This window comes from Bdellovibrio reynosensis, from assembly GCF_022814725.1.
GTDB classification, from domain to species: Bacteria; Bdellovibrionota; Bdellovibrionia; order Bdellovibrionales; family Bdellovibrionaceae; genus Bdellovibrio; species Bdellovibrio reynosensis.
Window position 1 is genome coordinate 1,464,420 of sequence record NZ_CP093442.1, and the last position, 26,726, is coordinate 1,491,145.

At 43.9% G+C, this 26,726-nt stretch carries 28 protein-coding genes and 1 tRNA gene; 6 read left to right on the forward strand and 23 right to left on the reverse strand.

Annotation, left to right across the window (positions count from 1 at the left end; genetic code table 11):
• Nucleotides 1-284: 284 nt before the first annotated feature.
• The 11 genes from MNR06_RS06800 to MNR06_RS06850 all read right to left on the reverse strand — a co-directional run bounded on the left by MNR06_RS06800 (nt 285) and on the right by MNR06_RS06850 (nt 10,379).
• Nucleotides 285-1,163: an endonuclease I family protein gene (locus MNR06_RS06800; RefSeq protein ID WP_243540394.1), complete on the reverse strand. Its 879-nt coding sequence runs from the start codon at nt 1,161-1,163 to the stop codon at nt 285-287.
• Nucleotides 1,164-1,265: 102 nt separating this feature from the next.
• A complete protein-coding gene (locus MNR06_RS06805) occupies nt 1,266-2,201 on the reverse strand; it encodes a rhomboid family intramembrane serine protease (RefSeq protein ID WP_243540396.1) in 936 nt (311 codons plus the stop codon).
• Complete coding sequence (locus MNR06_RS06810) at nt 2,198-3,406, reverse strand: RDD family protein (RefSeq protein WP_243540398.1); 1,209 nt, start codon at nt 3,404-3,406, stop codon at nt 2,198-2,200. Before MNR06_RS06810 ends, MNR06_RS06805 begins: the two co-directional genes overlap by 4 nt.
• A 60-nt stretch (nt 3,407-3,466) precedes the next feature.
• Complete coding sequence (locus MNR06_RS06815) at nt 3,467-4,087, reverse strand: hypothetical protein (RefSeq protein ID WP_243540400.1); 621 nt, start codon at nt 4,085-4,087, stop codon at nt 3,467-3,469.
• 185 nt (nt 4,088-4,272) lie between these two features.
• Nucleotides 4,273-5,481 (reverse strand): S41 family peptidase, encoded by a 1,209-nt coding sequence (locus tag MNR06_RS06820; protein WP_243540402.1) that lies wholly within the window; start codon nt 5,479-5,481, stop codon nt 4,273-4,275.
• A 70-nt stretch (nt 5,482-5,551) separates the two neighbouring features.
• Nucleotides 5,552-5,983, reverse strand: a complete 432-nt coding sequence (locus tag MNR06_RS06825; RefSeq protein WP_243540403.1) for a helix-turn-helix domain-containing protein — start codon at nt 5,981-5,983, stop codon at nt 5,552-5,554.
• A gap of 197 nt (nt 5,984-6,180) precedes the next feature.
• The gene (locus MNR06_RS06830; RefSeq protein WP_243540783.1) at nt 6,181-6,663 is read right to left on the reverse strand and encodes a Dps family protein; all 483 of its coding nucleotides are present in this window, start codon (nt 6,661-6,663) and stop codon (nt 6,181-6,183) included.
• A gap of 220 nt (nt 6,664-6,883) precedes the next feature.
• Nucleotides 6,884-8,023, reverse strand: a complete 1,140-nt coding sequence (locus MNR06_RS06835; RefSeq protein WP_243540404.1) for a hypothetical protein — start codon at nt 8,021-8,023, stop codon at nt 6,884-6,886.
• A 197-nt stretch (nt 8,024-8,220) separates the two neighbouring features.
• Nucleotides 8,221-8,763, reverse strand: coding sequence for a hypothetical protein (locus tag MNR06_RS06840; RefSeq protein ID WP_243540406.1), 543 nt, complete (start codon nt 8,761-8,763; stop codon nt 8,221-8,223).
• A 268-nt stretch (nt 8,764-9,031) separates the two neighbouring features.
• Nucleotides 9,032-9,526 carry a hypothetical protein gene (locus tag MNR06_RS06845; protein ID WP_243540408.1) on the reverse strand — a complete coding sequence of 165 codons (495 nt, stop codon included), beginning with the start codon at nt 9,524-9,526 and terminating at the stop codon, nt 9,032-9,034.
• A gap of 79 nt (nt 9,527-9,605) precedes the next feature.
• Nucleotides 9,606-10,379, reverse strand: a complete 774-nt coding sequence (locus MNR06_RS06850; RefSeq protein WP_243540412.1) for an AMP nucleosidase — start codon at nt 10,377-10,379, stop codon at nt 9,606-9,608.
• A 257-nt stretch (nt 10,380-10,636) separates the two neighbouring features.
• Between MNR06_RS06850 and MNR06_RS06855 the strand changes: the two genes are divergently transcribed.
• Nucleotides 10,637-11,689, forward strand: coding sequence for a M23 family metallopeptidase (locus tag MNR06_RS06855; RefSeq protein ID WP_243540413.1), 1,053 nt, complete (start codon nt 10,637-10,639; stop codon nt 11,687-11,689).
• On the opposite strand, the gene MNR06_RS06860 is transcribed toward MNR06_RS06855, so the two are convergent.
• Both MNR06_RS06860 and MNR06_RS06865 read right to left on the reverse strand, forming a co-directional pair.
• Nucleotides 11,664-12,389, reverse strand: coding sequence for a matrixin family metalloprotease (locus tag MNR06_RS06860; RefSeq protein WP_243540415.1), 726 nt, complete (start codon nt 12,387-12,389; stop codon nt 11,664-11,666). The two genes, MNR06_RS06855 and MNR06_RS06860, sit on opposite strands and share 26 nt — an antisense overlap.
• The gene (locus tag MNR06_RS06865; RefSeq protein ID WP_243540416.1) at nt 12,389-12,985 is read right to left on the reverse strand and encodes a hypothetical protein; all 597 of its coding nucleotides are present in this window, start codon (nt 12,983-12,985) and stop codon (nt 12,389-12,391) included. The genes MNR06_RS06860 and MNR06_RS06865 overlap by 1 nt, the downstream gene beginning before the upstream one ends.
• Nucleotides 12,986-13,157: 172 nt before the next feature.
• Here MNR06_RS06865 and MNR06_RS06870 point away from each other — a divergent pair, with 172 nt between their 5' ends.
• From MNR06_RS06870 to MNR06_RS06885, 4 genes are all read left to right on the forward strand, one after another.
• Nucleotides 13,158-14,882, forward strand: a complete 1,725-nt coding sequence (locus MNR06_RS06870) for a hypothetical protein (RefSeq protein WP_243540418.1) — start codon at nt 13,158-13,160, stop codon at nt 14,880-14,882.
• A gap of 283 nt (nt 14,883-15,165) precedes the next feature.
• Nucleotides 15,166-16,305 (forward strand): hypothetical protein, encoded by a 1,140-nt coding sequence (locus MNR06_RS06875; RefSeq protein WP_243540421.1) that lies wholly within the window; start codon nt 15,166-15,168, stop codon nt 16,303-16,305.
• A 199-nt stretch (nt 16,306-16,504) separates the two neighbouring features.
• Nucleotides 16,505-17,053 (forward strand): DUF2231 domain-containing protein, encoded by a 549-nt coding sequence (locus tag MNR06_RS06880; protein WP_243540424.1) that lies wholly within the window; start codon nt 16,505-16,507, stop codon nt 17,051-17,053.
• A gap of 87 nt (nt 17,054-17,140) precedes the next feature.
• Nucleotides 17,141-18,049 (forward strand): DMT family transporter, encoded by a 909-nt coding sequence (locus MNR06_RS06885; protein WP_243540426.1) that lies wholly within the window; start codon nt 17,141-17,143, stop codon nt 18,047-18,049.
• 46 nt (nt 18,050-18,095) lie between these two features.
• Here MNR06_RS06885 and MNR06_RS06890 read toward each other — a convergent pair whose 3' ends face one another.
• The 7 genes from MNR06_RS06890 to MNR06_RS06920 form a co-directional block, all read right to left on the reverse strand.
• The gene (locus tag MNR06_RS06890) at nt 18,096-18,656 is read right to left on the reverse strand and encodes a hypothetical protein (RefSeq protein WP_243540431.1); all 561 of its coding nucleotides are present in this window, start codon (nt 18,654-18,656) and stop codon (nt 18,096-18,098) included.
• A 157-nt stretch (nt 18,657-18,813) separates the two neighbouring features.
• Complete coding sequence (locus MNR06_RS06895; protein ID WP_243540433.1) at nt 18,814-19,983, reverse strand: MFS transporter; 1,170 nt, start codon at nt 19,981-19,983, stop codon at nt 18,814-18,816.
• A gap of 52 nt (nt 19,984-20,035) precedes the next feature.
• Nucleotides 20,036-20,545 carry a TlpA disulfide reductase family protein gene (locus MNR06_RS06900; RefSeq protein WP_243540434.1) on the reverse strand — a complete coding sequence of 170 codons (510 nt, stop codon included), beginning with the start codon at nt 20,543-20,545 and terminating at the stop codon, nt 20,036-20,038.
• A gap of 172 nt (nt 20,546-20,717) precedes the next feature.
• Nucleotides 20,718-20,793 (reverse strand) — tRNA-Arg (locus MNR06_RS06905).
• 93 nt (nt 20,794-20,886) lie between these two features.
• A complete protein-coding gene (locus MNR06_RS06910; RefSeq protein ID WP_243540442.1) occupies nt 20,887-21,531 on the reverse strand; it encodes a TPM domain-containing protein in 645 nt (214 codons plus the stop codon).
• A 173-nt stretch (nt 21,532-21,704) separates the two neighbouring features.
• Nucleotides 21,705-22,442, reverse strand: a complete 738-nt coding sequence (locus tag MNR06_RS06915) for a TPM domain-containing protein (RefSeq protein WP_243540448.1) — start codon at nt 22,440-22,442, stop codon at nt 21,705-21,707.
• 2 nt (nt 22,443-22,444) lie between these two features.
• Nucleotides 22,445-22,990, reverse strand: a complete 546-nt coding sequence (locus tag MNR06_RS06920; protein WP_407933211.1) for a LemA family protein — start codon at nt 22,988-22,990, stop codon at nt 22,445-22,447.
• 123 nt (nt 22,991-23,113) lie between these two features.
• Here MNR06_RS06920 and MNR06_RS06925 point away from each other — a divergent pair, with 123 nt between their 5' ends.
• Entirely contained in the window at nt 23,114-24,676 is a 1,563-nt protein-coding gene (locus MNR06_RS06925; protein ID WP_243540453.1) for a class I SAM-dependent methyltransferase, read from the forward strand.
• Here the strand turns inward: MNR06_RS06925 and MNR06_RS06930 are convergent.
• Genes MNR06_RS06930 through MNR06_RS06940 form a run of 3 tightly spaced genes read right to left on the reverse strand, consistent with a single transcriptional unit; the run spans nt 24,673 to nt 26,722 of the window.
• Entirely contained in the window at nt 24,673-25,071 is a 399-nt protein-coding gene (locus MNR06_RS06930) for a hypothetical protein (RefSeq protein WP_243540455.1), read from the reverse strand. The two genes, MNR06_RS06925 and MNR06_RS06930, sit on opposite strands and share 4 nt — an antisense overlap.
• Entirely contained in the window at nt 25,068-25,952 is an 885-nt protein-coding gene (locus tag MNR06_RS06935; RefSeq protein ID WP_243540457.1) for a phosphatase domain-containing protein, read from the reverse strand. Before MNR06_RS06935 ends, MNR06_RS06930 begins: the two co-directional genes overlap by 4 nt.
• Before the next feature lie 53 nt (nt 25,953-26,005).
• Nucleotides 26,006-26,722: a TrmH family RNA methyltransferase gene (locus MNR06_RS06940; protein WP_243540460.1), complete on the reverse strand. Its 717-nt coding sequence runs from the start codon at nt 26,720-26,722 to the stop codon at nt 26,006-26,008.
• Between the last annotated feature and the right edge of the window lie 4 nt (nt 26,723-26,726).

The following is a 26,726-nucleotide window of genomic DNA, read 5'->3' on the forward strand; positions in this document are numbered from 1 at the left end:
TGCAGAGTCTGCATCTTCGGCTTTGAAATTTAGAAAAGACTGTCTAACGGCTGCACAAAAAATTAAGGCCCGCTTTGCAGCAGGCCTTATTTTAATTATTCAAAAATAGAGGTGAGAACATCATGCTCCCCGAGACCTTCCTTGGTATCACCCCTCCCGTAAAAATGATTGCAGCATAACAAAAATCGGATTGCAAGAAGGTAATAACAGATTATTTAAGATTTTAATAAAAAAAGCCCGCAAGAAGCGAGCTTTATTAAATATCTCTAAGAAAATACAAGGAATTAGAAGTTAGAGATGCTGTCGACGAGCTCAGGGAAGTCGATAAAAGGGTTTCTGTTGCTCTGCACCTTAAAGATCTCGTTATTTCTGCGCATTTCTTCATCATCTACCGGGTCTTCACGGTGCCATTTGCGCAAGATCTTCTCTTCATCACCAGTGATGAAAAGGTCATAACGAACTGAGAAATAGAACAAAGCGCGAGCCACGTTGCCTTTATGCTGTTGAGGTGGCTCAAACACGTCCTCGGGGCCGGCAGAACCAACACCGAAGCGCGAAGCTGGGCATTTTAAATCAATAAGGTCAGTAGTCACTTCGCCGAAAAGATTGTTCCCGCGGATCGCATTCAACTGAGAATCAGTTGGGAATAAGTGGTGAAGATCAGATTTTTGCAGATCATCAGAAAACTTACGAGCAAAACGGCTTTGTGGCCATGTGTGCTCTACGTTGATCACTTTATTGTCAGGAATGGTATTTGGCTTAGGAGCTTGTTTACGGAAATCGCGCGCCGGTCTTTCAACATCACAGTAAACATCTTTGACTGTGTAACCACCGGCACCGTCAGAGTGAAGATAGAATTTCCCCATCAGGAACTTTCTAGCTTCACCGTAGCTGATTGGAGTGTGCGCATAACATGGGCTGCCTTTTTGCTCTAAGCAAGACTTTACAATAAGGTCAGGTTTGCCATTTTGTTTTACGTGATAACTGCGAAGCACAGCTTTGATTTTATAAACCAAAGTTTCATCGCTCTCGCCTGCATTTATAGCGGCATAAAATTCTTCCCCATAGTACGGAATCACTGGAGAATTTTGTGCAGCTTCCACTACACAAACAAATAAACTTGAAAGAACAATCACTGACTTAATGAGCTTGGTTAGCTTCATTCGGGTCCGCCATTTCTGTTGGTGGGTGATGTACAGCCTCTGAGCGGTAATGTGACCTACCCGTAATAATACGTCAATGGGGGTATAATTTTTATAGAAAGCCTAAGAGGCAACGACAGTGGGACGGCGTAAACGAAATAGACAGCCTATAACGGCGCCAAACACGGTGCCACCAAGATGGGCGGCATAAGCGACCCCTCCCCCTAGCCCTTCCGGGTTTGAAAGAAGGCTGCCAAGGTCTACTAGCAAAAATAAAGGAATGATCAAAAGAGTCGGTAGATAGATTGGACCCCAGTGGCCGGGGATCGGTGAAAGGAAATAGATAAAGCGAACTCGCATTCTAGTTTCAGCGATACAATAAAAAGCTAATAAGGCGCTGACCGAAGCACTAGCACCCACCATCGGCACGGTTCCTTGGCCTTCTAACCATAGAAATCCCACGGCTCCGGCAAACCCACCAAACACATAAATCAGCAGAACGCCAAATCCACCCGCCAGGGTTTCAACCGCAGCCCCCATGACTATTAGGAATATTAAATTCGAGAATAGATGAAGCCAGTTCGAATGCGAAAACTGATAGGTGATCCACGCTAAGGGACTTTTATCGCTGGAGCTAATACCGAAACGGAAAAGGATTTGTTCCTGATACTTCTTTTTAAATTCTGCAAGATCTTCCCGCCATTGCGAGATCTGAACTTGGTCGCCTTTAAATGCCATTTTCTCAGCGCCGTTAACGAATTGAGCGTCTCTAAGGGCATAGGCTCCAAGAACCCCTATTTGTTCTGGATCCTGGCGGTTGATTTGTTGAATCCAAGTGGGTTTATCAGCGCGGCTTTTTTCAGAAAGAGATTCAATGTATTGAAAGTACAGTCTTCCAGTTAATGTTAAGCCATCGCGGTTTAACATCGACGACGTGCTAAGAGCTGATTTATTGCCACTGAAGATCAGCAGAAAAATAAAGATGTTTAAAATGGCCAAAGTCCACGTCAGTGGCAGGCGCGAAAACTCTTTAAAATTCTCTGGGCAAGGCAGAATCATTTAAATTCATACCTTTCTTTAAAAGTTTCAAGCCACGTGCGTTTGTTTGCACTTGCAGGACTGCGGCCTGATGTCTTTGATCTTTGAGTTTCATTTAAAGCCCATACAGAACGAACGAAACGTTTTTCTAATGCTGATTTTAGATGCGGATGTTTTTGCAATTCATCCACGACTGTCAGACTTGCGTTGAAATTTTTCTGTTCAAAAAGTTCTTCTGAATTAAAGAACTTCACTATTAAAAGATTTTGATCGGCCTTGCTAAGCTCATTTTTATCGCTGCCTTCGCTAAGGTATTTAGCCAAAGCGCAGTTTTTAGATTGTTCGCTGCAGATTTGTTTTAAATATTTCTGTTGGTCTTCTTGATCGGCTAAAACATATTTTGCCACGTAAGCAAGACCTTGCAGTTGTTCGTTGCTGCCCCATAAGACGGCTTCCGCTTCTTTATTTAAACATTCCGGGCTGACTGCTTCTAAAAAATACAAAGTCAGGGCTGAATCCAGGCGAGCTTCGGCAGAAAGAGTTTTATCTTTGATATCCGAGCACGCGTAACCAGAGTCATTGCCCGTGTCGCGATAACCGCCAGCAACTAAAGTGTTGTAAGACTTAAAAAAACCAACAACGCCAAATAAAATCAAAAGCAAAAAGCTTAAACGCATCCAAGAACCAATAAATCTTGATTCAATCGGATGAGGACCTTCATCAGATTCTTTTTTTAAGGTCACAACCATCGTGTCAGAAGCGCGCTCATGGAAAGCTCTTCTTAAGGGATGACTAAGAACTTCTAGAAATGGCAAAGCCAAGCCAAAGAAACTGAAGCACCAGAAGAAAGAACGGCTCACGCATTGATTTAAAGTCAGGCGTTGTTTACTTCCTGGATAAGCCACTACGCGAATCTGACTGTAAAGCTGACCTGGTGTTGCCTGCCAATAAAATAGAAAGACAGTTTGCAAGGCTACGATCAAAGCCATGATCATTAAAAGAATTAGAACGATACCGATGGAGCCTTCTGTTGAAACAGAATTTAAAAGGAAAAACGTTTTCGTTTTTCGCACCATGCCTGCGATGAAAAGACTTATGATCGGTGAAAAGATTAGAAAATCTAAAAGCAGCGCAAGACAGCGGTCTGCCACTGAAACAATGGCAGGCTTTTTAAAGTTTGATGATGCGGGCTTAATTTCTGGAGCCGATAAATCAGGAAATAGCATACTGATCGTATCGGCCTGGGACAGAGCGTACTAAAGTTTATTTTGTGTGGCTTACTCTAATTACTGACTGAATGCGATCTGCTGGACTCGACCTTGCTCATCCACCGTGAAACGAGCGTGACCAATGATCTGCTTTTCATCGTTAATAAGGCTGTAAACTTCTTCAGGGCCCGAGCTTTGCGCCACTCGGCTGACTTCAGCGTATTTTAAGCCGATAGCATCAGCGTACTTATTAAGAAATTCAACTTTATCAGAGATCGCCATTGGCTGTTCACCTGCTTGCGCATCGATGAATTCTAAAGTTTCAATCCGTCCCTGAGCGAGCTTCATGCCGTAACGACCTTCTAAAAACCCAAAGATCAATTCATCACGTACCGTCAGGCTTTCTGCAAGACTGCCCGTCAAAGCTGCTTTGTCAGCTGCTAATTCCTTAGCAAGGGAATGTTCCCATTTGATGTCTTTAGCAAAAGCGTTGGGTTCAAAGCTTGCGATATTACGTGATCCGCCCTCTGCCAAACTTGAATCCGTCCCTGCAGAGATCCATTGATTTAAAAAAACGGTGGTGATTAAAACCGAAGCCAACGAAAGAACCAAGGCCGCTTTACGATCTTGGGCTTTGTCTTGAAGCGTTTTTCTAAATGACTGAGATTTAGGAAATTCGATCACTGTCGCAGTCCTCATTTTTTTACCCCTCGCCCCGACATCGTCGGATAAAGACACTAAGATAGCAGTAGCGAAAGGCGTGCCGTTTATAAGTTTAATCTATTCTCTTTGAATGCAAAAGAGATGAACACGCGAACAAAACTTGTTTGACGTATTAAAATGATCATCTCATTTTGATTCGCAAAAATCTAAAAGTTGCGGGTCTAGTCGAGGGCCTGTTTCACCCAAGAATCAACGCCCGCCTGCATTTCAGGAAGGTGATAGTAAAGAACTTTATCCAACTGCACCCCATTACCCTCAATGCGATGGTTTCCGTGACTCAGATAAAGTGCCTCAGGAATGGAAATCTCTACTCCTGGGCCCACTTCATCTAAGGGATACCAAACCCCCACTAACAGTTGCCCCTTGCTTGGGGCCCCTAGTAGGCGGGCTTTTTTAAATTCCTTTAAAGCCTGCGCCACCATTTCTGCCACAGAAGAGGTTTTGCCATCAACAAGGACTTCGATTTTTCCTTTGTAACATTCAGCTGGGGGAAACGTTTTTAGAATCACTTCCCTGCTGCGATCTAACACGGCAAGCTGCTTATCATCAGAAAGTTCGTTCGGGAGTTCTTCAATATGTCCTGTCTTTGCCCTTGGATGAATCAGTCTTCCCACTTCTTGGGGATCACAAAGGATGAACGAAAGAAATCTTAATCCAGCAACAAAGTTCCCGCCGATATTCCCGCGCACATCCACGACAAGCCGCTCGGTTTTAGAAAGCTCTTTTTGAATTTCAGACCACTCTGGTCCTTTGAAAAATTCAGCACGGAAGGAAGGAATTTTTATTTGCGCATGCTTAGTGCTAAGTTTTTGCAATTCTAATTTTTCAGTGCGCTTTATATCTGCAGCTTTTAAATTTAAATTTAGCGCTTGCCCTTTTCTTTCTAGGATAAACGCTCCGGATTGGCTTTGCGCCTCCCACGGGTTGGGCTGTTCACCATTAATGGTTTTAATGACGTCACCCATTTTTATTCCCAGCTTTTCGGCCGGCGAATCTTTGTGAACTTTGAAAATCACCAGTTCACTATCGACGAATTCACTTTCAATACCGGTTTCAAGACTTTCACCCTTCCAGATTGTTTTGACTTCTGAAGAATCAAAAACTTCAAGGTGCGAGACGTTTAAAATATCTAGAACATTATTGATGTCTTTAAGAATAAGTTTCTTTGGTGAAAACGGTGTGACCAAATGGCTGCGACTTAAGCAAGTGCGCTTCCACGGCAGAATATCTTTATCATCAAGATAAATTTTTTCAGCGACCATGTCACAGACCACGGGATACGGGTTTACAAAACTTTGATGCAATGTAAATTTGTAGCCCACGTAGGCGCAGAAGGTTGCAAAGACTATTGCAGATATTCGCTTCATCATTTTTGTGATTAAAAAAGAAAGAACCGAGTGCGGTCGACACTCGGTTCGAATTCCAATTTTCAAAAGGGTCTTAAGCAGCCACTTTCTTCTTGCGAGCAGCAGAAGGATCGATGTGGTATTGCTTCACTTTGCGATATAAAGTTGCGCGACCAATTCCCAAAGCTTTAGCAGCTTCAGTAAGGTTGCCTTTGTATTGCACGATAGCGTTTTCAATAGCATGAGCTTCAAGCTCTTCCATTTTTTGCACGCTAGATGCAGACGGCGTTACTGTAGGAAACTGAATTACGTTTCCACCAACATCAGAGTTGATTGGGCTAGAGCCCGAAACCAAAGCTGGTACACCCGCCATTAGTTGTTGTCTGAAAAATGCATTATCAAGACCATCGCGCCATTGTGACGACGAGTATGCTTGAACTGTCACATCATGGTTCTCCCAGTACTTCTTTGCGTTTTCGATAGTTTCCTGGTTATCGCTGACCACGATCATTACTGTGCGTGACATGTTATGTCCTCCCCTTTTGAAACATTAACAAAGCCTAATTGACTCACTTTGTACCTATCGGCGTATCACCGTGAGAATTTAGGGCTAGTTGCAAATATTTTTTGAGACACTTTAAAAGCTCTAAATTACTAGACTTTTAGGGAGGAAAAAGAAGGCCTTGCTTTTTTGAAACAGAAAAGCAAGACCTCAAATCGAATCTATTCAAGAAGAGAACGAAGCATCCACGCCGTCTTTTCGTGAAGCTGCATACGCTGAGTAAGAAGATCAGCGCTAGCTTCATCACCTGCTTTTTCAACAACAGGGAAAATAGAGCGGGCGGTGCGCACCACAGCCTCTTGGCCTTCAACAAGTTGTTGAATCATTTCAGTAGCTGAAGGCACACCGTCGGGTTCTTCAATGGAAGTAAGCTTAGAAAACTCTTTATAAGTTCCTGGAGCCGGCATCCCCAAAGAACGGATGCGTTCGGCAATTAAATCTACAGCTGCAGAAAGCTCAGTGTATTGACCTTCAAACATCACATGCAAAGTCTGAAACTGCGGCCCAGTTACGTTCCAGTGAAAGTTATGAGTTTTAAGATAAAGAGTATAAGAATCAGCCAACAAACGAGAAAGCCCTTCAGCAATCTTTTTGCGATCCCCTTCTTTAATACCAATATCAATATTCATGTGAGTCTTAGACATCTGTGATTTAGACGATGCTTCTTTTTGCTGATCTTTTTTCTTAGCCATACGAACCCTTTCAACGTGAAAACTAATTCCGTGAAAAAAGCGTAAACTAAAAAACGACCCCAAGCTAATTGGTTTTCAATTAGAACTGCGCATCCGAAATGGAAGTAAGATAATTTTGACTAACAACACGGGGTCCGAAGGAAAAAGCCGGGGGCACCCCGGCTTAGAACGACTAATAATTTGTTTTAGAAACATCTAATACAAACCACATGAGGTGCTCATACAGATCCAAATAATCTGCAGTGTAGGCCGACCCGCCGCCCGCAGTTGCATGGGCCAAGGCGCTTGCTAAAGCATCAAAAGCAACCGATCCATTTTTGGCACCGTTGGGATGGTTCTTGGCGATGAAATTCACAAGCTTTTGAATTTGGGCACCCCAGCAGTTGTTAAACTCGCCATTGCTGCTGGCGTTTTCGCACTGTTCACCTAAAGGCCGATAATTGTCGTGATAATTTTTAAGTAGCTCAGTGACACTGTATCCATAGTAGTAAACGTAACCCAACACATTTAATGCCATTGAATACTGGTCTTCTTCACAAGTGTATTGGACCACACGATTTCTTTGACATATATGACGAACATAGACCGGGAAATAATTTGAAAATTGATTCATTGAATCTAGGATCGTTTGTTTTTTATAGGAACTGCCATCGTGCTCAGTATCTACAAGGTGAAACAGACATTCTGTCGCGCGACGAACAGCATGGGGGAACTCCGCTTTTAAATCACTAAGATCTCCGCCGCCCTGCTCGCCCGAGTTATCGGCTTGTCCTAAGCAGTTTTTGCCTTTCTTGTATCTGCCGTATTCCCAATCATCACCGTCTTCAGGCTCTTCTGGAGTTTCAGGTGTTTCAGGAACTTCTGGATTTGGATCTGCTGGAGGAGCCGGAGGTGCAGGAGGAAGTGGTGGACGAACTCCATTTTTCACGACGTCTTGAACTTGCGCGCACGCAGGCGATTGCAGGCAAGATTTTTCATCAACTTGAAATCCGCCAAACTGCGCATAACCTTCAAAAGTCACCGCATCGTCCGTCAGCATTTTCACATAGTAGTAATTATTTTGTTCAACGCCGTTTTTGAATTCGGTTAAAAGTTCAACCGTAGAATTCGCATAACCATCATTAGCCAAAGAAAACTTATACCAACCATATCCGTGGGCCTTGCCACTAATACAGCCGCCAGACCATGAATATTGTGCCGGCGCACCCCACACCAACCCTTGGGGATGGATCACTTCACAAGATTTCGCAGTATTGCTTTCGGCAAAGGAATGACTGCAGAATAAAAGAACCAAAACTAAAAACGCTTTCATTATGTCTCCTAAATGAGACTGCGTTTATAACACTTAGAATAAAATTACAGTTTCTTTTTAAGAAATTAGCGCGATGTAATAGGAATGCTTCAAGGACAGTTTCTGCAGTTGTCCGCAAAAAGAAAAAGCCGAGTTATTAACTCGGCTCTTTCGTGTTTCCATTTTCGCTCCTGCGGAGCTACAGCGGACAGACTCTTTTAGCGGCGACCAGATTTGATCTTAACTTGTAGCTTAGAGATCAGGTGTACTGCCATTTTTTCTTGAACTTTACACATCTTAAGTTCGTCACGACGGTATGAACGTTGAGAAGGAGTCAAAGTTCCTGTTTCAAGTTCCATTTCATAATCAAGTTTAGAAGAACGGATGCCTTCTAATTCTTTCGTTTGTTGTTTGAATAGTTTTGTTACGCCAGAAAGAGGAGCTACTTCGATCCACTCTTCTTTACCGCGATACCAGCTCACCATTCTTAAGAAACGAGCTTTGTTTTTAGCCAAAGTGAATTTTGGATAACCTTGGTCGTTCAACTCTAAGATGTTTTCAATTTCATCAAGGTTTAGATCGTCTTCTTCACCTTCCATAAGAAGGTTGCCAGGCATTGTCGCTAAAACAGCTTCAACTTCTGAGTCATCCATGTCTGCTTCAAAGGCAGACGTTTTTTTCATCTCTTTTTCGTTTTCTAAGTCCAAGTCTAAGTCAGAATCGATTTCTTCCACTTGCGTACCGTTGCCTGGATTGATCAAAGCGAGCCTCCCCAAAAAGTGCATCAATAAAGATAGTGATTCAAAGTGGGCACAGTTATATCGCAGTTTTCAAAATGACACAATATGTTACTTTGGATCGAAGAAGATGTAAATTTTGCCCGGATCAAATCATGCAAAAAAACGCTATGAAATTTCGTGGTTTTTCAGAGGGAAAATGCATTTTTTCCCTGCCGAAAAAACCCATCGCTTTGCCACAGAAATAAATTTCATGGAAACACTTTAGACAGATTTTCAGGATCGAACTTGTTTATTTTTCCACCACAATATCAACCCTAAAATTACCCAGCTTCTTCCAAAATCTTGAGGCCGAAGCAACCACTTCAATAGAGTGAACCGGACGTCCATCAAACACCGCAACGCGGGTGTATCCTTCTTTTAATTCGCCCGGCAGAACCTCGTCACTAAAGACCGATCCATAATCGGCATAATGAATAAGGACCTGCTTGATTTCGATATTGTTTTGTAAACCCACGATACGAATCTGGGTGACCTGATTGAAATCAGGACGCGTATAAAAGGCATTGCGACGAGCTTTAAAGCGACCGGTGTCCCCCTCGCCGATTGAATAACTATAACGTTCCTTAGGGCGATTTTTATCATCTGGCGGACGAGGTGCGGGAGCCGGAGGCGCCGGTGGATAAGGGTCCCCCTCGCTGGGATTATCAGGCAAAGGCCGGGGCAGTTGAGAAAAACCAGGTGTCGCAGAGAAAACAAATAAGAGAACTAAGAGCCACTGAGCCATACAGGTCGCCTTTCGTTTTTTATTAAACTAAGCGACCTGTAAGTGATTTGAAATAAATGTGCAAATGACGTGTGGGAAATCAATCCCAGCGCAAATGTTTCACGGATTCACCGGAATCACGAAGCTCACGAAGAGCGTCAATGCCGATGCTTAGATGCTTATCTACAAAATTCGCAGTGACTCGTTTATCACTTTCTTCTGTTTTTACACCTTCAGGAATCATCGGATTGTCTGACACTAGCAACAAGGCACCGCGCGGGATTTCATTAACGAAACCTGTTACGAAGATCGTCGCTGTTTCCATATCCACAGCCATGGCGCGGGTTTTTACCAAATAATCCTTGAAAGTTTCATCATGTTCCCACACACGGCGGTTCGTGGTGTACACGGTCCCCGTCCAATAATCGCACTGATGTTTGGCGATCATCGATGAAACAGCTTTCTGTAAACGGAATGAAGGCAATGCTGGGATTTCTTCAGGAAGGTATTCGTTACTTGTTCCCTCACCCCGGATGGCAGCGATCGGAAGAATAAAGTCACCCAGTTGGTTTTTCTTTTTTAAGCCGCCGCATTTACCTAAAAACAAGGCTGCTTTAGGATTGATAGCGGTTAAAAGATCCATACAAGTAGCGGCAAGAGCACTGCCCATACCGAAATTCATAATCGTGATGTTTTCAGCAGTCGCCGTTTGCATCGGTTTGTCTTGGCCCATCACAGGCACATCGAATCTTTCTGCAAACATTTTTACGTAATTACTAAAATTCGTAAGCAAGATGTACTGGCCAAATTCTGAAAGTGGGACCCCTGTGTAACGAGGCAGCCAGTTATCTACAATTTCTTTTTTCGTCTTCATTTTATTCCTTCAATTTTCATTCGATAAATCAATGATCCAAGGTAACACGTCTTTTTAGGGAATAAAAGGCTCCTTAATATTTGTTCGGTGCAAAATGATATGTATGGGCTTCGGTCAAAGTGGTGACAAATTCTGGCTCTGTATATCATTTTTTCCCTCTCTGGGACATAAGAAGAAATACAGTCGATTTTAGGGTCAAAAAGCAGTGGCGTGCTCTTCGCAAAAAGGACAGGACGGAGAGAAATTGGAGGACACTTATGAAGCACGTAATCTTAGCTGTTTTAGGAAGCGTATTAGTTTTCTCAGCCACTTCGGCTGTCGCCTCCCCTGCTGATGAGGCCTCTACTTTATATCTTGAAGTTAAAAGGCAGACTTACGTTTTCCTTCCTCAAGATTTAGGAGCTGGCATTCGTGCTTTAGTCCCTGCTATGGCTTTACCAGAAGAATCCATTATCGCTATCGACATGCAACTTCTGGAAAGAACTGTGGAGCTTGATAAAAACGAACCTCACCGCATTCGCTATCCCTTTGTTCCACCAGGAAAATCCCAGGCCGTGACGCCCGCTAGAGGCTGGGTGTGCGGTGCACGTATCGTGGACATCAATGATGAAGACTTACGTGAACTTGAAGATGCCGATCGCACTGATTTCTGTTTTTCTATTTCAAAACTAAGCGAGCTTGAAGCCTTAGAAAGCAACCATGAAGCGACAATCGCTTCGTTTAAACAGTTCCAAAAAAAGGGTGACAGCGGTTTACTTTCAGCTTTAGTGCAAAGAATTCGCGACATTCGTTTTAACGAGCCGACTGTAGACTTAGTGACAGCGACGGCGCTTATTAGCCCCTTAAAAGATTGCTCAGTGGGTTGCTTAAAGGCGACCAGTGAATTTGGCCCGCGCAGACATCCGGTATTAAAACGTAAACGCATGCACAAAGGGATTGATTTACGTGCCGCCGACGGAACAGAAGTCGTCAGCGTATTGCCTGGTAAAGTTCTTGCGATCCGTACTGAAAAGCGTGGTAAAAAAATCAAAGGCTACGGTCATTACATTATCGTTGTGCATCCTGCTGCAAAACTTGAAACCAAGTACGCCCATCTGTCTCAGTTTAAAGTGAAAAATGGATCGAAGCTTGATCAAGGACAGTTGATCGCTCTTTCAGGAAGCTCTGGAATCGGGACGGGTCCCCACCTTCACTTTGAAACTTTAGTACCCGGGGGAAAGGGCTATGCCCCGACGAACCCTCGTCGATTCCTTGCAGGACTGCTTGATTCAGTTGCCGCGTTTTTTAACTTCTTGTCTGTGAAAGCTTAAAGCGCAATTTGCTATAGATTAATAACGGTAATAACAACGCCAAACAGGCCCACCACATGGTTGAACCATTTGTAGGTGGGTTTTGTTTTACTAAGCCACAGCCCATGATGGGATCACCTGAAAGTTCATCTTTAGGGTATAAGTAACTCATTCCGTCCATATCGTCTTGCGCTAGGCCCAAGGATGTTTTTAAGGTCGCATCGTAATACATCAGTGCGGTTGAATCTCCGGAATGCCCAAGGCCCAGAATATGGCCGATTTCGTGGGCCAAAATAATTAATAGCTTTTCGCGATCAAAGGTGGCGATGTTCGCAGCCCCGGATGATGCATTTAAAATCAAAGCACCACCAGAAATCACACCTCCGATGGTTTGAATGGAAGCCGCACCGGGAATGCTATCTTGATCTCCGGGAAAATTTGTATCGCAGTAAACCGTGGTGGGATTTCCATAAGTGGTACTTGTTGTGCTTGTACCGTAGCTGACTTTGACGTTGCTGGTGGGCACATTGTTCCACACTTCCGCTGCTTCAGAAATAATTCCCGGCACATCGATACCTGCAGGGCAATTGGCCGTATTGACATCCAACTTAACATTGCTGCTAGCCCAGCCATACATGTTCGAGTTGCTTGAAAGCATCAAGGTGAAAGCCTGCGCAGAGGGAGTCAAAAGTAATAAAAAAAGACCTAACACAGGTTTCATTAGAATCCTCCGAACAAATAAGCGTAACTAAGAAAAAAGTTTTGCGACCGTTTGTCTGAGCTTAAGAAGTTTTCAAAAATAAGATCAAATGCCAGGCGACCTTTCGTAAGTTCATAGGCGACCCCCGCAGTAACCGTGAAAGAATGAATCGCGACAGCACGCCCAGGTAGTGCAAAAGTCGAATAACCATTGCCATTGTTCAGCTGCTTAGAGCCACCATTACCTTTGATATCATGACGTAAAATTCCTGGTGCTACCGACCATTCCCAGTCATCAGAAAAATTTTGGCCAAAGGCCACGTTGATGTGAGTCAGGGTGTTCTTCGCTGCCCCGTCGGTGGAATCCCGGGGTATCAAAGTATAAGAAAGCTGCGGACTGATAAACCAGTTCGAGTTCAAAGACCAATCTTGTTTAAGATAAATAGGATAACTTGAAGTTCCGAATAATCCAGTAGACCCGGTAGCACTATTGACGGTGCGGTTAAAGGCATTTTGTGAATAGAAGCCGACTCCTAAATAAAGGCCGCGGTCTTTGAAGGCTGTGGCTGTTGAAAGAGATAATAGAATACTCCCGCAAAGGAAAATTTGTTTAAACAAGCCTGGCTCCATCCTTGAAGGTTTTACTCATGGTGATTTTTTAGGGGCTATTAGGTCAAGGATAAAACATTACAAAAACTTATTCCAAAAATGCAGCCATTTCGCAGGAGTTTGCTTGTCACTCTTCTTACGAAAGCTTATGTAACGGGCGGATTATTAATCGGGGAAAAACATGAAATTTTTCAGTCTTCTGACATTCGTTTTATTATTCGGTTTCTGTGCATGGGGTTATAACTGCAAAGAGCTTTACGTTAAAGGCCATGCTGATCCTCGCTTCCCGGCGGGACTTGACTGCAAGCTTGAAAAGAAATTCGACGTCAGCGGGGTTCCAGTTCATATATATCAATACACGAAGGACTTCCCTCAACATCCGGAAGATTTGCAATTTGCTTATCGCGCAACACAAGTTTTTCATGATGTTTACAACACCATCGTTCGCGTGAACCCGGAACTTTATCCGCGTTTAAGATTCACGGGCTTAAATTTTATTTTAACGGATCACCCACCCGAAGACACTGAAATCGCGAAAGTGCAAATCGGTCACGCCCAAGAGGGCGAACTGTGCCCGATCATCGTTTATGCTGCAAATCTTCGTAAAGAATCACCGGATTATCAGAAACAGGAACTTGCCCACGAAATCTTTCACTGTGTCCAGGATTTAGTATGGCAAGAGAAGATGAATGTACCAAAAGCGATTCGTTCTTGGTGGTCTGAAGGTACGGCTGTTTGGTTTAGTAATTTGGTTTATCCTTCTAATAATCAAGAATCTTATTGGAATGCTTCCTACAGCTTTGATGATAACTTGGTCGAACAAAAAGAGCCTTATGCAGCGTATTTGTTCTTTCAATCCGTTTCTCAATCTTGGTTGGGTTTACAGGGCGTGATCAGCCTGATTAAGGATATGCCCATTTCTGGGACTTCAGATGATCAAGCCAAGGCTGTTTTAGATACTCCTTCAATGAATCTTCTTTGGCATACCTTCGCTGAAGAAATCACCAGCAGTCGCATTTTAGATTTTAATGGGAAGCACATTGTGACTTCTGTCATTGGCGAGCCCGAAGAAGAAGACATTGAAGAAGGTGAAGATGTTTTGGAATGGGACCTTGCACCTTTAACTATGCAAGTGACTGAACTAAAAGTGCCAGCGCAATCGATCACCTATATTGAAAATCTAACTGAAAGTTACAACAATCCTATTTCTTTCCGTAACTCTGGTGCCGGCATGTGGGGGCAGCTATTCCCAAACTGGCCTTATGCGATTGATACTTCGTGCAAGAAGAACACGCATTTCGTAAATATGCTTTCTTCTTATGCCGGTCAAAATGATTCAGGCGTTCCCGAAAACTTTAAAGTAAGAATCAAATCACAAAAAACTGAATGCAAGTGCATTGATGCGGAACAATTCGATCCATGCCTTTATGGCAACTACAAAATCGATCCAAAATCCATCGACAATATGTTCAGACGAATTTTCCAGGACAAGAAATTCACCGTCGTGCAATCATCAGGTGGATATGATCTGATGATCACCGGAACTCAGCGCTTTAACTTCACCCAAACTGGCTTCACGGCTGCAGTAATTCTTCACGACGACGACCACGGCGATATCAAAGCCAGCGTTTCCTTAGACGGAACAACGGATGCCATCGCTAAACACCCGAAAAAAGGTGAACTGTGTTTTTCAGACATCGGCGATGAATACAACATCAAAATCCGCGTGGAATTCCCACAGGGTGTTGCAGAATCAGAACAACCGTATTCACACTTCCAAGACTTAGCCGCAGAAGGCCCGATGAAATACACGTGCAACTCAAACGAACTGACTTTGCTCCGCCCACTTCCAACTGGCGAAGACGGCGCCACAGAATGGATTCCAATAGTTTTCAAACGCAAGTAACGTCTAAGGCGAATCAAAAGTGTCCATATGCAAGGCGGAGGATCTTTCGCGAAACGCAGGCGTAGCAGCGCTACGTCGAAGTGAAGCGAAAGACCGCACAACGCAGTCAGATGGGCGCTTTTCATTCGCCGCTCGCCGTCTTTGGTGGAACGATGTGAACGTTCGCGGAATCTTCGTGCGATTGCTGTAGCGCATGCCTACTTTCTTTGAAATGTTAGAGTAAATACTTGTAGTTTAGCTCCCCCTGGCCTACCACAGGCAAAATTTACACGAGGGGAAGTAAATGGTTAAGCGCGCAGTTCTTGTTCTAGCGACGATGTTGATGACTTGTCTTGCATCAGCAGAAACAGCACCAGAAGGTTTTTGGATTTATCAAGATCCAGCTGAAATTCAGAAACAAAAAGACATTCTTGCGCCTGGACCTTTTAGTTATAAAGCACCTACTCCATCAAGCCCTGTTGAAGGTCTTCATGGCATCATCCGTATTCACTTTAACGACGTTCGCGACGTTCCTGAAATGTACAGAAAGTTTTTGCCTGGCGAAACTTTTGATCGTCCTCGTGGTATCACTCTTTATTTCGCAGTCTCAAACGACTACAACGTTTTAAATCCGTTGGCTGTTGGCGCAGATACTGATGACCATGGTCACACCCATGGCGCCAATATCGCGATTGGTGGCTTTTTACCTTCAGGTCACTATCTAACGTTCTCTTACTCTTCAGATCTTTACACTCAACCAATCAATGGCACAGCGAAACAATTGGAAGACGGTGGTCGTGAAGTGGCGCAAAACTTTACTACTGAAACAGTTTTAAAATTTGTTTTGGATAATATCGACAACGCTCGCGCGCAAACTTTCTACTGGAAAGCAGAAGCTGGTTGGCACCAACTTAAATCTGATAATCCAGGTGGCTTTTTCCACGGTGCGACTCACCAAGAAAAATTCCATGATATTGTGAATAGTTTGAAACCTGGCCAAACTAAAACTCCGATCTATACAAGTGATGGCGAAAAAACTCGCGATGGTTTCATCATGGGTTTGATGGTGGGTGTGGCTAAAGAATACCTATTTGCTAAAAACGTCTGCCGTGTGCGTGGTTTTGCTGAAACTGGCGGCCGCGGTTCTACTATCGAAGGCGCAAGCTATGCCGCAGCCAACGTGGGCGGCACATTGTGGTGCCAAGCAAATCCTGATTCTTTAACTTACAGAGCAGAGATTGGCCATGAAAGCAAACTTCACCAAGATGGACACGAAGGCACACCGTACATCGATCTTTCATTGGGAAAAAGATCATGGAGAATCGGTTTCCGCGTGCAACAAGCCTACGGCGATCTTATGAACTACGTTAACTACAACAGAAAAAACATCGATAACGGAAAAATCGATCCGATCTTCATGTTGTACTACCGTCATTCTTTCTAGTTTCTTATAGAAAGTTTGAAAGCAGAAAAAAGCCAGTCTAAACATGACTGGCTTTTTTTTGTTTCTGCCAGCCAACGGTGCGCGCATCCTTAAGGTGGCAGACAACATGGTCGGACACTGATGACGGGCAAAAAAAAGTTTTTTTAGAAATTTGCTGGAAAACTTAAGGGCATTCACCAAATTAAAAAAGGAGTGCCTAATGTATAGCAAAGCCAAGATTGGCGATCATCCGATACATCCAATGTTAGTCGCCTTCCCTATCACACTTTATCTTTTAACTTTCGTCGGCTTCGTTGTTTACGCCACAGCTAGCGCCGATATCTTCTGGTACAACCTTGCTTACTTCTGTAACTACGCCGGCGTTGGCATGGCCTTTTTAGCTGCGATCCCGGGCTTCATTGATTGGTCTGTGGGTATTCCTAACAACACCATCGCCAAAAAAGATGGAATGATCCATATGACATTGAATCTAATTACCTTGGGTCTTTTTGCGATCAACGCCATTGTTATCAGAGGCAGCTGGAACCTTGGAGCAGACAGCGTAGCAACGCCGATTGCCTTAACTGGCTTAGGGACACTCACTTTGCTGTGCGCGGGCTTTTATGGATGGAAAATGGTTTCTGAACATAAAGTGGGCGTTATGATGAGTAAAGAACAGGCCATCCTTCAGGACCGATACGAAAAGGAATACCCTTACGTACCACCAAGAGAAAACCGCAACGAGCCACCAACATACCTTCATCACTAAAAGATGTGGGAGCCTTTTTTAGGCTCCCCTTATTCCTGCCTTATAATCGTTTGAATTTTCCCCTGTCGCCACTCATAGTATTTAACGATGGCTTCTAAAAAAGACTCCTCAAAATTTACTGGTTATTCACTGGCATTCTTAGCGGCATTGATGTGGGGTATCTCTGGCACACTTGCTCAGTTCTTATTTGAACAAAGAAGTGTCACGGCAGAGTGGCTAGTAACGATAAGACTTTTAGTGTCTGGAGTTATTCTTTTAAGTTATCCATTATGGAACACCAAAGCCCAAGTCATTGCACCGTGGAAGAATAAACGAGATGCATTTGAACTGATCGCCTTTGGAATTCTTGGAATGCTCGCCGTTCAATACACTTATTTCGCAGCGATTAAACATTCAAATGCAGCGACGGCTACAATTCTGCAGTATTTAGGCCCGGTGTTTATTGCTTGTTATTACTCGGTAAAAGAAAAAAGAATTCCTATTCCTAAAGAGCTTATCGCCATATTTTTGGCGCTATTTGGAACTTTTCTTATCGTTACGCATGGAAGTATTGAAAGCCTATCGATGAGTAACGAAGCATTATTCTGGGGAATAAGCTCTGCCGTCGCGTTAGCAGTCTATTCAATCCTGCCGATTCGTCTTATGGAAAGATACGATGCCAAAATTGTCGTCGGTTGGGGCATGCTTATTGGAGGCGTGGCATTTAGTTTAATCAATTCACCACTGGCCGTGCCAGGCGTATGGGATATGAAGAGTTACCTTTTCACCGCTGCGATCATTATTTTTGGAACTACGGTGGCGTTTTATTCGTATCTGTTGTCGATAAAAATAATTGGAGCGACGAAGGCAAGCCTGCTTGCTTGCGCAGAACCTTTATCCGCAGCGATCATCGCTGTGATTTGGCTTAACGTCACATTTGGACTCTTTGATTGGATCGGAACCGCGTGCATCCTTGCGACAATAGCGCTTCTGACAAAAGAAGAAGCTAAACACTAAAAAAGCAAAGGACCCGAAGGTCCCCGCTTTAAATTCCTAAAAATGGTTATAGATATGGTGAACCCGTTTCGTCATTGAAGCCGTCGCAATCGCGATCGATTTCATAGTAGGGCTGACAGAACATTGGAATGCCTTCTTCGCCATCAGTGACTGGTGTTTCATCTATTGGAGTTTCTTCAACTGGAGTCTCATCAACAGCAGGAGTCTCCTCTACTGGAGTTTCATCTACTGGTGCTTGATCTGTCGTACCATCACAAAGGCCTAAGAAGTCTCCGTGACCAATGTGGGCATAAGTAGCTCCCAGAGGAAGTACTTTGTTGTGAGCTTTCTCCATATCACCTGACGGGATATGACAGACCTGAATGCAAATTTTTTCGCGCTCAGAATCTAGCTCTTCTGCGGGGCATGCTACTTTGTGGGGAATTAACTGATCCACAGTTGCATCATCAAAGTAAACCTTGTTCGACGTTGCAGAAAACTGCGAATTCGTGTTTTGCGCGGTAGAAGCAGAGGTCCCATCCTGTCCCTGTATACACCCGACGAGCGCAGCCACGAACAACGCACTCGTAACAATCTTGATATCCCTAAAAACACATGGCTTCATCATACAGATACTCCTTCATCGATAGATTATTCAGCCCACGTGCACTTTCCATCTGTTAACATAATAATCCATTGGCACCCGAAAAGCGATTTCGCGCGCAAGACAAGTATCGCCTTGAGAGGCGACAACTCTTTAGACATTTTATAAAACTTTGCTATCGCTATTGCTGTGGCAGCGGTTTACGAAAAAGTGAGATGATTAAGAACCATAAAAACACCATCGCGATTGCAAGGAATGTATAGACGGTGTTGAAGCCATGGTTCTTCAGAAAATATCCCGCTAAACTTGGCAAACTCACTTGCCCCACAAGTGCGGCGCCCGCTTGAATTCCGACGGTGATATCAGAAAGATGCGCAAGCCTTAAAGGGGTCTGTGACATCATTGAAGGATAAATAGGTGCGAGGGAAAATCCTAAAATCAATAAACTGATTCCGCTTAAAATCGCATTGTCAGCCAGGATAAATAGCAGTCCGCCAATAAGAGCCGTAGAAATTGAAATTAACAGTAAATAGCGAACACCGATTTTTTCGACGATATGACCTAGCAGGAATCTGCCCACTGTTAATGATCCCCAATAACAACTCACTAATGTTCCTGCAGCGCCTGCGCTCATGGCTCTATCTTGAGTAAGGATGGTAAATGCCCAAGAGCCTGTTATGGATTCTACTCCAACATAGACAAAGAATATAAGCGCCTGAAATATCACTGTTGGATGAGTTAGTGCTTCAGTGATTTTTACTTCCGGAAGTTCTTTTGTTTCGGTGGCACTAGCCGGATGGTCACTATTCCAAAGCTTGCGCTTGTAAGCGAAAGTAACCGTGATAGGAACAAGTATTAAAGCAATGGTAGCGGGAACCAGTCTCCATGACTGACCTGATGATAGAACCGCTGTCGCCACCAATGCCCCAGAAGTAGCACCAATTCCCCAACACGCATGCAGCCAGCTCATATGCTTTGCTGAAAAAGTCCTGGAAGCAAAAGCGTTTAGCCCGGTATCAATCGCACCTGCACCAAGCCCCGCTACTAAAGCACTTGCTAGATAAAAACCAAAAGAAGGTGCCGTCGCAAATCCAAACAAACTTAAGATCACGCAAAAACAACTAACAGCAAGCAATCCACCCACACCAAAGAATCGTAAAATTTTGCCAGTCGAAATGCAGGAGCTTAAATAACCCACTGAGAAAAACAAAAGCACAAAACCCAAGTGACTTACCGGAATACCAAAAGTACCAGTCACAGACGGCCAAACAATCCCATTCACCGCATCCGGAAGACCAAGACTAATAAAACCAATGAAAGTAAGAATAAGCAGAAGAGCTTTGGATTTCATTTCGTGAAGCCTAACACGTTAGTTTTTTTCGTCAACAGCAGGCAGAGATCACCTATCGTAACTTTTTGTGAAGGGGTATATCTGAAGGCATTCCTTCAAGCGCAAGCCGCGCAACTTCAGCACCCAAAGTAATGTCTTCAAGCTGCCCAAACACATGAATTTGAAGATTTCCTTTACGATCAAAGATAAGCCAACTTGGCGTCCCCTGCATTTGAAACCTCTGCATCGTTTTAGGAATGCCATCTCCCAGTGGCACATCAATGCCAACAGGAAATCCAACACGGAACTCATACAAAAAAGCTTTAAGCGCAACTTCAGTCATTGCATCGTGATGTTCAAAAACCGTATGAAGCCCTATCACCGCAACATGCTCTTCACTAAAACTAGCGTGAAGCTTTTGCGCCTGGGGAATCCCATGCATCACACACCCAGGACACAGCATCTGAAAAGCATGGATAGCGACAACTTTATTTGAAGGTAATTCAAAACCCTCGGCAGCATTAAGCCACTTAGAAACTTCAATATCTCCGACTGTCAGAACGCTCTTGGACTCGTTAATCATAAGGGGCTCTCCGCCATAACATAGCTAGTTTAGATAAGATGCCCGTGCGGAACGAATCGAATTTAATATTTGATAGAAATACAAAAAATGGTGCTGTTGGCAGTTGTGCCGGCGTCCTGCCGGAGCAAGAGTCCACATAAACAGAATTAAAAGAAACGAAGAAAGAAAAGAGTGGTGCAGTCGGCAGGACTCGAACCTGCAACCCCTTGGTTCGAAGCCAAGTGCTCTATCCATTGAACTACGACTGCAAATGGATAGGCCGCTTGGCTATGAGCCAAGCGTTCTATCCAATGAGTAATAACACTATCCTGGAAGGAAAGGGAAAAGCAAGAAGCTCTGCCCTATTCCTTCACAACCAGGTGATTCTTTAGCTGATTTTTGCGAGTTTCTGCGATGGGAAAGTGCGTCTTAAGGTGTTGCCCGCATGTTTCAATAGCTTTGGTGAAGGCTGCGTGCCAGTGACCATCGTGCAAACTGGCTCTTAAATCCTTCAATAGATTATTCCAAGTGTCCGGCGGAAGCTTACCAGAAATAGCTTCATCAGCTAAAATCACAGCCTTCTTTTCCATGACCGAAACAAAAATCAACACCCCAGTCCCCGCTTCAGTACGATGAATTTTATTGGAATAAAATTCCAACTGCGCCCGCTGATGGACTTGCGCAATCTCATCGGCCTCAGAAACAAAAACTTTCTGAAACCAGTGAAGCTTCGCTAAGAAAAAGGAAACCCCATAGATAACTATAAGTACAGGAAACCACATCCAAACCCAAGGAGTGACCCACAGCCAGTCACTATAGGGAATCTCAGCCAGTACAAATACTAACGTTAGAATCAAAGTTAAGACCAAAGGGACATGGCCGATAGCAGATGAGCGTTTCACGATGACAGGAACAATCTCCCCAGAAGTTTCCTCTTCCACACGAGAAATTGTCTCTTCAATTTTTTTCATCTCGTCATTAGTGAGATACTTATTAATCCACGTCATCTTGCTTCTCCAGTTCGAAGACATTCCTACTCAAAAACCAGGCGAATCAAAAGGGTCCATATGCAAGGCGGAGGATTCTGTCTGCCACGGAGGCGTACCCGTAGGGTACGTCGGAGAGCAAGACAGAACCGCACAACGCAGTCAGATGGGCCCTTTTCATTCGCCCGCCGTGTTTACCAATTACCGGAAGCGCCGCCGCCTGAAAAGCCGCCACCGCCGCCAGACCAACCGCCCCCGCCACCGCCGAAGCCGCCGCCTCCACCGAATCCACCAAAGCCCCCGTAACCGCCGCGGAAACCTCTGCGGCCTCCACCGCCAAAGCGACCAAGAACAGAAATGATGATTAAGATACCGATGATTAAACCAATCGGCAGATCCCCACCACCATTTGAAGCTGGAGCTTCACTAGTCAGTTGTTTTTCATCAGCAAACTCTTTGTCAGCAAGTCTTAAGATTTCATGAACGCCAAGAACAACGCCGGCAGAGTATCTTTTTGAACGAAACAGAGGAATGACTTGATCACTGATAATACGTTTGGCGTAAATGTCAGGAATAGCTCCTTCTAAACCTTGGCCGACTTCAATGCGCATCGAACGATCATTAGGCGCGATAAGAAATAGAACACCGTTGTCCTTTTTTTCATCCCCTAATTTCCATTGATCCGTGATTTCAATCGAAGCTTGTTCAATCGGAAGCCCTTGCAGGTCTTTAACAATAAAAACCTGAACCTGAGCTTTTCCTCGGCGATTGAAATCATAAAGAAGCTGCATCAGTTCCTGGCGATCATCGCGCGACATTAATCCCACTTCATCAATCACCGGACCCGACAAGGCCGGCACTTCAAACTTGGCTTCAGAAATGAACCCAAAGCCCAAGATTAAAATGAAAAGCGAAAGAGCTATATTGCGCATTCTTAGAATTTCACTTCTGGTGGTTTTTCAGCTGTTGCTTTTTCTTCGGCTGTCATATCCCACTGAGGCATTTTTTCGAAATGATAAACTAATGAGTTTGTCCAGCTTGTCGGCGGAACAGTCACAAGATTATTAAAGTTGTTAATCGACTCAATGTATCTTTGACGAGCAATCGTAATGCGATTTTCTGTGCCTTCAAGTTGCGCTTGCAAGTCGCGGAAATTTTGATCGGCCTTTAAGTTTGGATATTGTTCAGCAACAACCATCAAACGACCCAATGCTTGTGAAACACCTGATTGAGCTTGTTGGAATTTTGCCAATTGCTCTGGTGTTACTTTAGATGGATCAATTTGCATTGAAGTTGCTTTAGCACGGGCTTCGATCACCGCAGTCAAAGTAGACTCTTCGTGTTTTGCGTAACCTTTAACTACATTCACAAGATTCGGAATCAAATCAGCCCGACGTTTGTATTGGTTGTTCACTTCGGCCAATGCTGCTTCAGTGGCATTTTTATTTTGTGGCAAAGATTGAATTCCACAACCCACCATGAACGGAGCAAGAACCAAGAACAGCAGTACGATTTTTTTCACAAGTACCTCCTAACAGGACTACTTGTCATTTCTAGCGAATCTCTCGGTGACCCTCAATGAAAACCGGAATATACTCGTCGGATGACACGGAAGATTAAGCTTCAATACACCGAGCTAGCGGGCTGCATCTTTATTGACAAGATCGCGGGCCTAAATACCCACTCCCCAGAGCATGGGAAAAGAGGTTGCGTTGAAGTGTATGAAGAGGAATTGGATCGCAAGCTTTATCCCGTGCATCGTTTGGATAAAGCGACTTCGGGTGCTTTAGTATTCCCAACAAGTTCTGAAATTGCGGCAGAGTTAACCCAAGCCTTTGAACAACACAAAGTCGCTAAGAAGTACCTGTTCCTGACTGATAAGAAAAAATCGCAAAAAGATTTTTCCTATGAGTCCCATATCAGCAAAGAAAAAAATGCCTTTGTCAGCACTAAATCCCAAGAGGCTAACTCTAAGACTTCATTTCGTTGGCTAAAGACCGTTGGCGACAATGAACTTTGGGAAGCAGTTCCGCACTCTGGCAAGCCCCATCAAATCCGTTTGCATGCAGAAGCTAACGGCATTGCAATCTTAGGCGACGAAGAACATGGCGGCAGTCCTTTTTTTCGACTGTGCCTGCATTCACTTTCTTTAGGCTTTGAATTAAAAGGCGAAAAAGTATTTTTCGAAACCACTATGCCAGTGTGGGCCCAGGAAGATTATGGTTCTGGTGAAGACTTGGTTATTGCGGAAGCAATGCAACGCCGTGAAAGACTTTTTAAATGCAGTGAGCTTCGCGATGAATCTTTGCGCGTCAGCCACCGTGAATTAGATACTTACAGAATTGATCAATACGGCGAATATCTTTGGGTCTATTGGTACAAAGAATCCGACCCGACGGTTCAAGATCTTCTGCGCTTTGAAAAATTAGCAAAGCGTTGTCATAAAAAAATATTCATTCGTAAGATGCTAAATCGTGGAGATGATCCGAACGCAGAAATTCTTTGGAATATCGGCAACACCCACCCACGCTGGACAGCTAAAGAAAATGGTGTGAGTTATGATTTGCGCTGTGACACAGGTTTGTCTCCGGGTTTGTTCTTAGATCAACGTGAAAACCGCCTGTGGGTGGCTAACCATGCCCAGGACCGCAGAGTTCTAAATTTATTTTCTTATACCAGCGGCTTTAGCGTCGTTTCAGCTTTAAGCGGCGCGGCTGAAGTATGCACTGTCGATGTTTCACAAAACTTTATTGACTGGAGCAAGAACAATTTTCAAATCAACGGTCTTGATCCTGAAGATGATAAGTATGAATTCTGGGTGAATGACTGTTTGTTGTTCTTAAAAGGCACTATCCGCCGCAAAAGAAAATTTGGCTTGATTGTTTGTGATCCGCCTTCCTTTGGTCGCTCTAAAAGCGGTGTTTTTTCCATCAGCAAAAACTTCGATGAGCTTCTTATCAATTGTTTGTACTGCCTAGAAAAAAATGGGCTTCTACTTTTCTGTACGAACTATGAAAAATGGAATTCTGGAGATTTGCATTTAAGACTAGCGAAACTTAAAAAAGAATTCTCGTTTACGATTCTGCCAGCGCCGTCACAAGGCTTGGACTTTGAGCTCCCAGATCAGGAGCCCTTGATGAAATCAATTATCTTAAGAAAAAGCTAAGGGTAAAAGTCATAGCGAACTTGCACGCGTTCTTCACCGTGCAAGCCCATCTTACTGCCGCTAGCAAATGGCGGCACCGAACGCGCAATGGCTTTTTTGTTTTTCGGGAATGGTTTTTCATTCACAAAGCAATCAAAGCGTTTGTCCTTACAAAGTTTATTAAATTGTTTGATGTCTTTTTTAATCACGTATTTTTCAACAGCTTTAGTCATCTTATCCAACGCCTTTTGATCATTCGCGTCCACTTCAATTTGCTTTGGCGCGGCTGGCGCAGCAACAGACTGTTCTGACTTCTTAGCTGGCGCCTTCGTCCCAATGCCAAGAACTTCAGACTTTTCCTTGTGCGCACAAGATGCAAGAACCAACGATAAAACGATAATACTTAACCATTTCATTTAACCACCACCCATTGCGACCAAAGCATTCCTTCCCCGCGGGGATGGGCCTTGGCGTATTCATAGAAATTTCTGATAAACTCCGCACGTTCCACAGCGAATGGATACTTCCATTCTTTAGGATCACCGACAGCAAGCACATCAAAATCATTGCTTAGCTTTTTATTACGTTCGACGATTTCCTCAAAACTTAAGTGTTTTGCATTGATCAGCATGTCGTACATGATCATGAAGGTTGTGGTGCGACCCTTACCTGCCCTGCAGTGAAAATGAATCCATGCATTATCAGGAAGCGCATTAAGTTCATCAATAAAACGATCGACTTCTGCATCCACCGGACGAACGTGGTCAGTGACAATCAGTCTTACATACTGATGACCCGCACTGCGAACCATGCTTTCTTCGGTTTCAATACTTTTGATTTTTTCACTAGCTATAGTTTCACCAACTCCCAGATCACCCAACAGACGTCTTTCCCTACGCACAGATTCGTCATGGTTTAGATCAGCTATGGCCCAATCGCGATCCGCAGCCCAAGTCACTGGCTTATCATTGATCAAACCGTGGGATTCTTGACGAAGATCGAACACGTACAAAGGGGTTTTCATCTTTTTCGGTGTTTTAGCGATCTCTTTAAACGAACGAGGATTTAAAGTCGCACTGCCTGACATCTTAAGGTCTTTATTCTGACGGAAGTTAACGGGTTTTGGACCAGCGTACTTATCATCAAAAACCAGTTCCACAGGCGAAGTCGGTTGGGGCTTCGTCATAAAAAAAGATGAGGAAGGAGAAACCTTCCTTTCTTCCTTATAAGGCGAAACAGGTTTTCCGGTACATCCAACGATAACGAATAGAGGTAAAAGCAAGGCTGTCTTTTTCATCGTAGGCTCCTTAATAAGAGCCTAGAGGAATTTAAGACTATAAACAACCAGGATTAGGCTTTCAGGGAACCGCGACTAAAGAGCTCTTCTAGGTACTGAACGGCTGAATCTTGGGTTCTCATAAAGTAATGAGCCTGCAAGATCCCCTGCTCTTCTTCTGTCAAAGAAGCATTTGTTCCTAGCTTTTTAAGGCGGTCTTGGGAGATGTGGTAAAGGCTTAAGGCACCTGCCACGGAAATGTTAAAACTTTGCACAAAGCCCGTCATTGGAATGATGATACGTTCATCAGCAGCTTCGATCATTTCTTTTGAAACGCCATCCTTTTCATTTCCTAAAACCAATGCCACTTTGCCAGTGAAATCGATTTCATGAAGAGGTTTGGACTTTTCATCCAAGTGAGTCACACAAATTTTATAACCTTGGGCTTTTAAGGCCTTCACGCAGTCGGTGGTGGCTTTCCACTTTTTTACTTCCACCCATTTGTCAGCACCTTGAGTAACTCGGGCTGATTCTTTAAACTTTTCTTGGGTTTCAATGACATGAAAATTGCCAAAACCTAGGCCCTCGGCACTTCTCATCACCGCAGACACATTGCCACGATCATAAATGCTTTCAAGAACCACGGCCGTGTCGAAGTTGCGTAACGACACGACTCGTTCGATTTTTTTACGGCGTTCCTCAGTTAACAAAGGCCCGATTTTTTCTAGAACCAATTTATAGTGAACTTTTAAATTGGCGTTGATGTCTAACTCGGGACCATGGGGGAACATAGAA

Excerpts from the sequence above, each read along its gene's own strand:
- MNR06_RS06800 (WP_243540394.1), bottom strand. The coding sequence starts at position 1,163 with ATGAAGCTAACCAAGCTCATTAAGTCAGTGATTGTTCTTTCAAGTTTA.
- MNR06_RS06805 (WP_243540396.1), bottom strand. The coding sequence starts at position 2,201 with ATGATTCTGCCTTGCCCAGAGAATTTTAAAGAGTTTTCGCGCCTGCCA.
- MNR06_RS06810 (WP_243540398.1), bottom strand. The coding sequence starts at position 3,406 with ATGCTATTTCCTGATTTATCGGCTCCAGAAATTAAGCCCGCATCATCA.
- MNR06_RS06815 (WP_243540400.1), bottom strand. The coding sequence starts at position 4,087 with ATGAGGACTGCGACAGTGATCGAATTTCCTAAATCTCAGTCATTTAGA.
- MNR06_RS06820 (WP_243540402.1), bottom strand. The coding sequence starts at position 5,481 with ATGATGAAGCGAATATCTGCAATAGTCTTTGCAACCTTCTGCGCCTAC.
- MNR06_RS06825 (WP_243540403.1), bottom strand. The coding sequence starts at position 5,983 with ATGTCACGCACAGTAATGATCGTGGTCAGCGATAACCAGGAAACTATC.
- MNR06_RS06830 (WP_243540783.1), bottom strand. The coding sequence starts at position 6,663 with ATGTCTAAGACTCACATGAATATTGATATTGGTATTAAAGAAGGGGAT.
- MNR06_RS06835 (WP_243540404.1), bottom strand. The coding sequence starts at position 8,023 with ATGAAAGCGTTTTTAGTTTTGGTTCTTTTATTCTGCAGTCATTCCTTT.
- MNR06_RS06845 (WP_243540408.1), bottom strand. The coding sequence starts at position 9,526 with ATGGCTCAGTGGCTCTTAGTTCTCTTATTTGTTTTCTCTGCGACACCT.
- MNR06_RS06850 (WP_243540412.1), bottom strand. The coding sequence starts at position 10,379 with ATGAAGACGAAAAAAGAAATTGTAGATAACTGGCTGCCTCGTTACACA.
- MNR06_RS06855 (WP_243540413.1), top strand. The coding sequence starts at position 10,637 with ATGAAGCACGTAATCTTAGCTGTTTTAGGAAGCGTATTAGTTTTCTCA.
- MNR06_RS06860 (WP_243540415.1), bottom strand. The coding sequence starts at position 12,389 with ATGAAACCTGTGTTAGGTCTTTTTTTATTACTTTTGACTCCCTCTGCG.
- MNR06_RS06870 (WP_243540418.1), top strand. The coding sequence starts at position 13,158 with ATGAAATTTTTCAGTCTTCTGACATTCGTTTTATTATTCGGTTTCTGT.
- MNR06_RS06875 (WP_243540421.1), top strand. The coding sequence starts at position 15,166 with ATGGTTAAGCGCGCAGTTCTTGTTCTAGCGACGATGTTGATGACTTGT.
- MNR06_RS06880 (WP_243540424.1), top strand. The coding sequence starts at position 16,505 with ATGTATAGCAAAGCCAAGATTGGCGATCATCCGATACATCCAATGTTA.
- MNR06_RS06885 (WP_243540426.1), top strand. The coding sequence starts at position 17,141 with ATGGCTTCTAAAAAAGACTCCTCAAAATTTACTGGTTATTCACTGGCA.
- MNR06_RS06890 (WP_243540431.1), bottom strand. The coding sequence starts at position 18,656 with ATGATGAAGCCATGTGTTTTTAGGGATATCAAGATTGTTACGAGTGCG.
- MNR06_RS06895 (WP_243540433.1), bottom strand. The coding sequence starts at position 19,983 with ATGAAATCCAAAGCTCTTCTGCTTATTCTTACTTTCATTGGTTTTATT.
- MNR06_RS06900 (WP_243540434.1), bottom strand. The coding sequence starts at position 20,545 with ATGATTAACGAGTCCAAGAGCGTTCTGACAGTCGGAGATATTGAAGTT.
- MNR06_RS06910 (WP_243540442.1), bottom strand. The coding sequence starts at position 21,531 with ATGACGTGGATTAATAAGTATCTCACTAATGACGAGATGAAAAAAATT.
- MNR06_RS06915 (WP_243540448.1), bottom strand. The coding sequence starts at position 22,442 with ATGCGCAATATAGCTCTTTCGCTTTTCATTTTAATCTTGGGCTTTGGG.
- MNR06_RS06920 (WP_407933211.1), bottom strand. The coding sequence starts at position 22,990 with ATGGTGGGTTGTGGAATTCAATCTTTGCCACAAAATAAAAATGCCACT.
- MNR06_RS06925 (WP_243540453.1), top strand. The coding sequence starts at position 23,114 with ATGACACGGAAGATTAAGCTTCAATACACCGAGCTAGCGGGCTGCATC.
- MNR06_RS06930 (WP_243540455.1), bottom strand. The coding sequence starts at position 25,071 with ATGAAATGGTTAAGTATTATCGTTTTATCGTTGGTTCTTGCATCTTGT.
- MNR06_RS06935 (WP_243540457.1), bottom strand. The coding sequence starts at position 25,952 with ATGAAAAAGACAGCCTTGCTTTTACCTCTATTCGTTATCGTTGGATGT.
- MNR06_RS06940 (WP_243540460.1), bottom strand. The coding sequence starts at position 26,722 with ATGTTCCCCCATGGTCCCGAGTTAGACATCAACGCCAATTTAAAAGTT.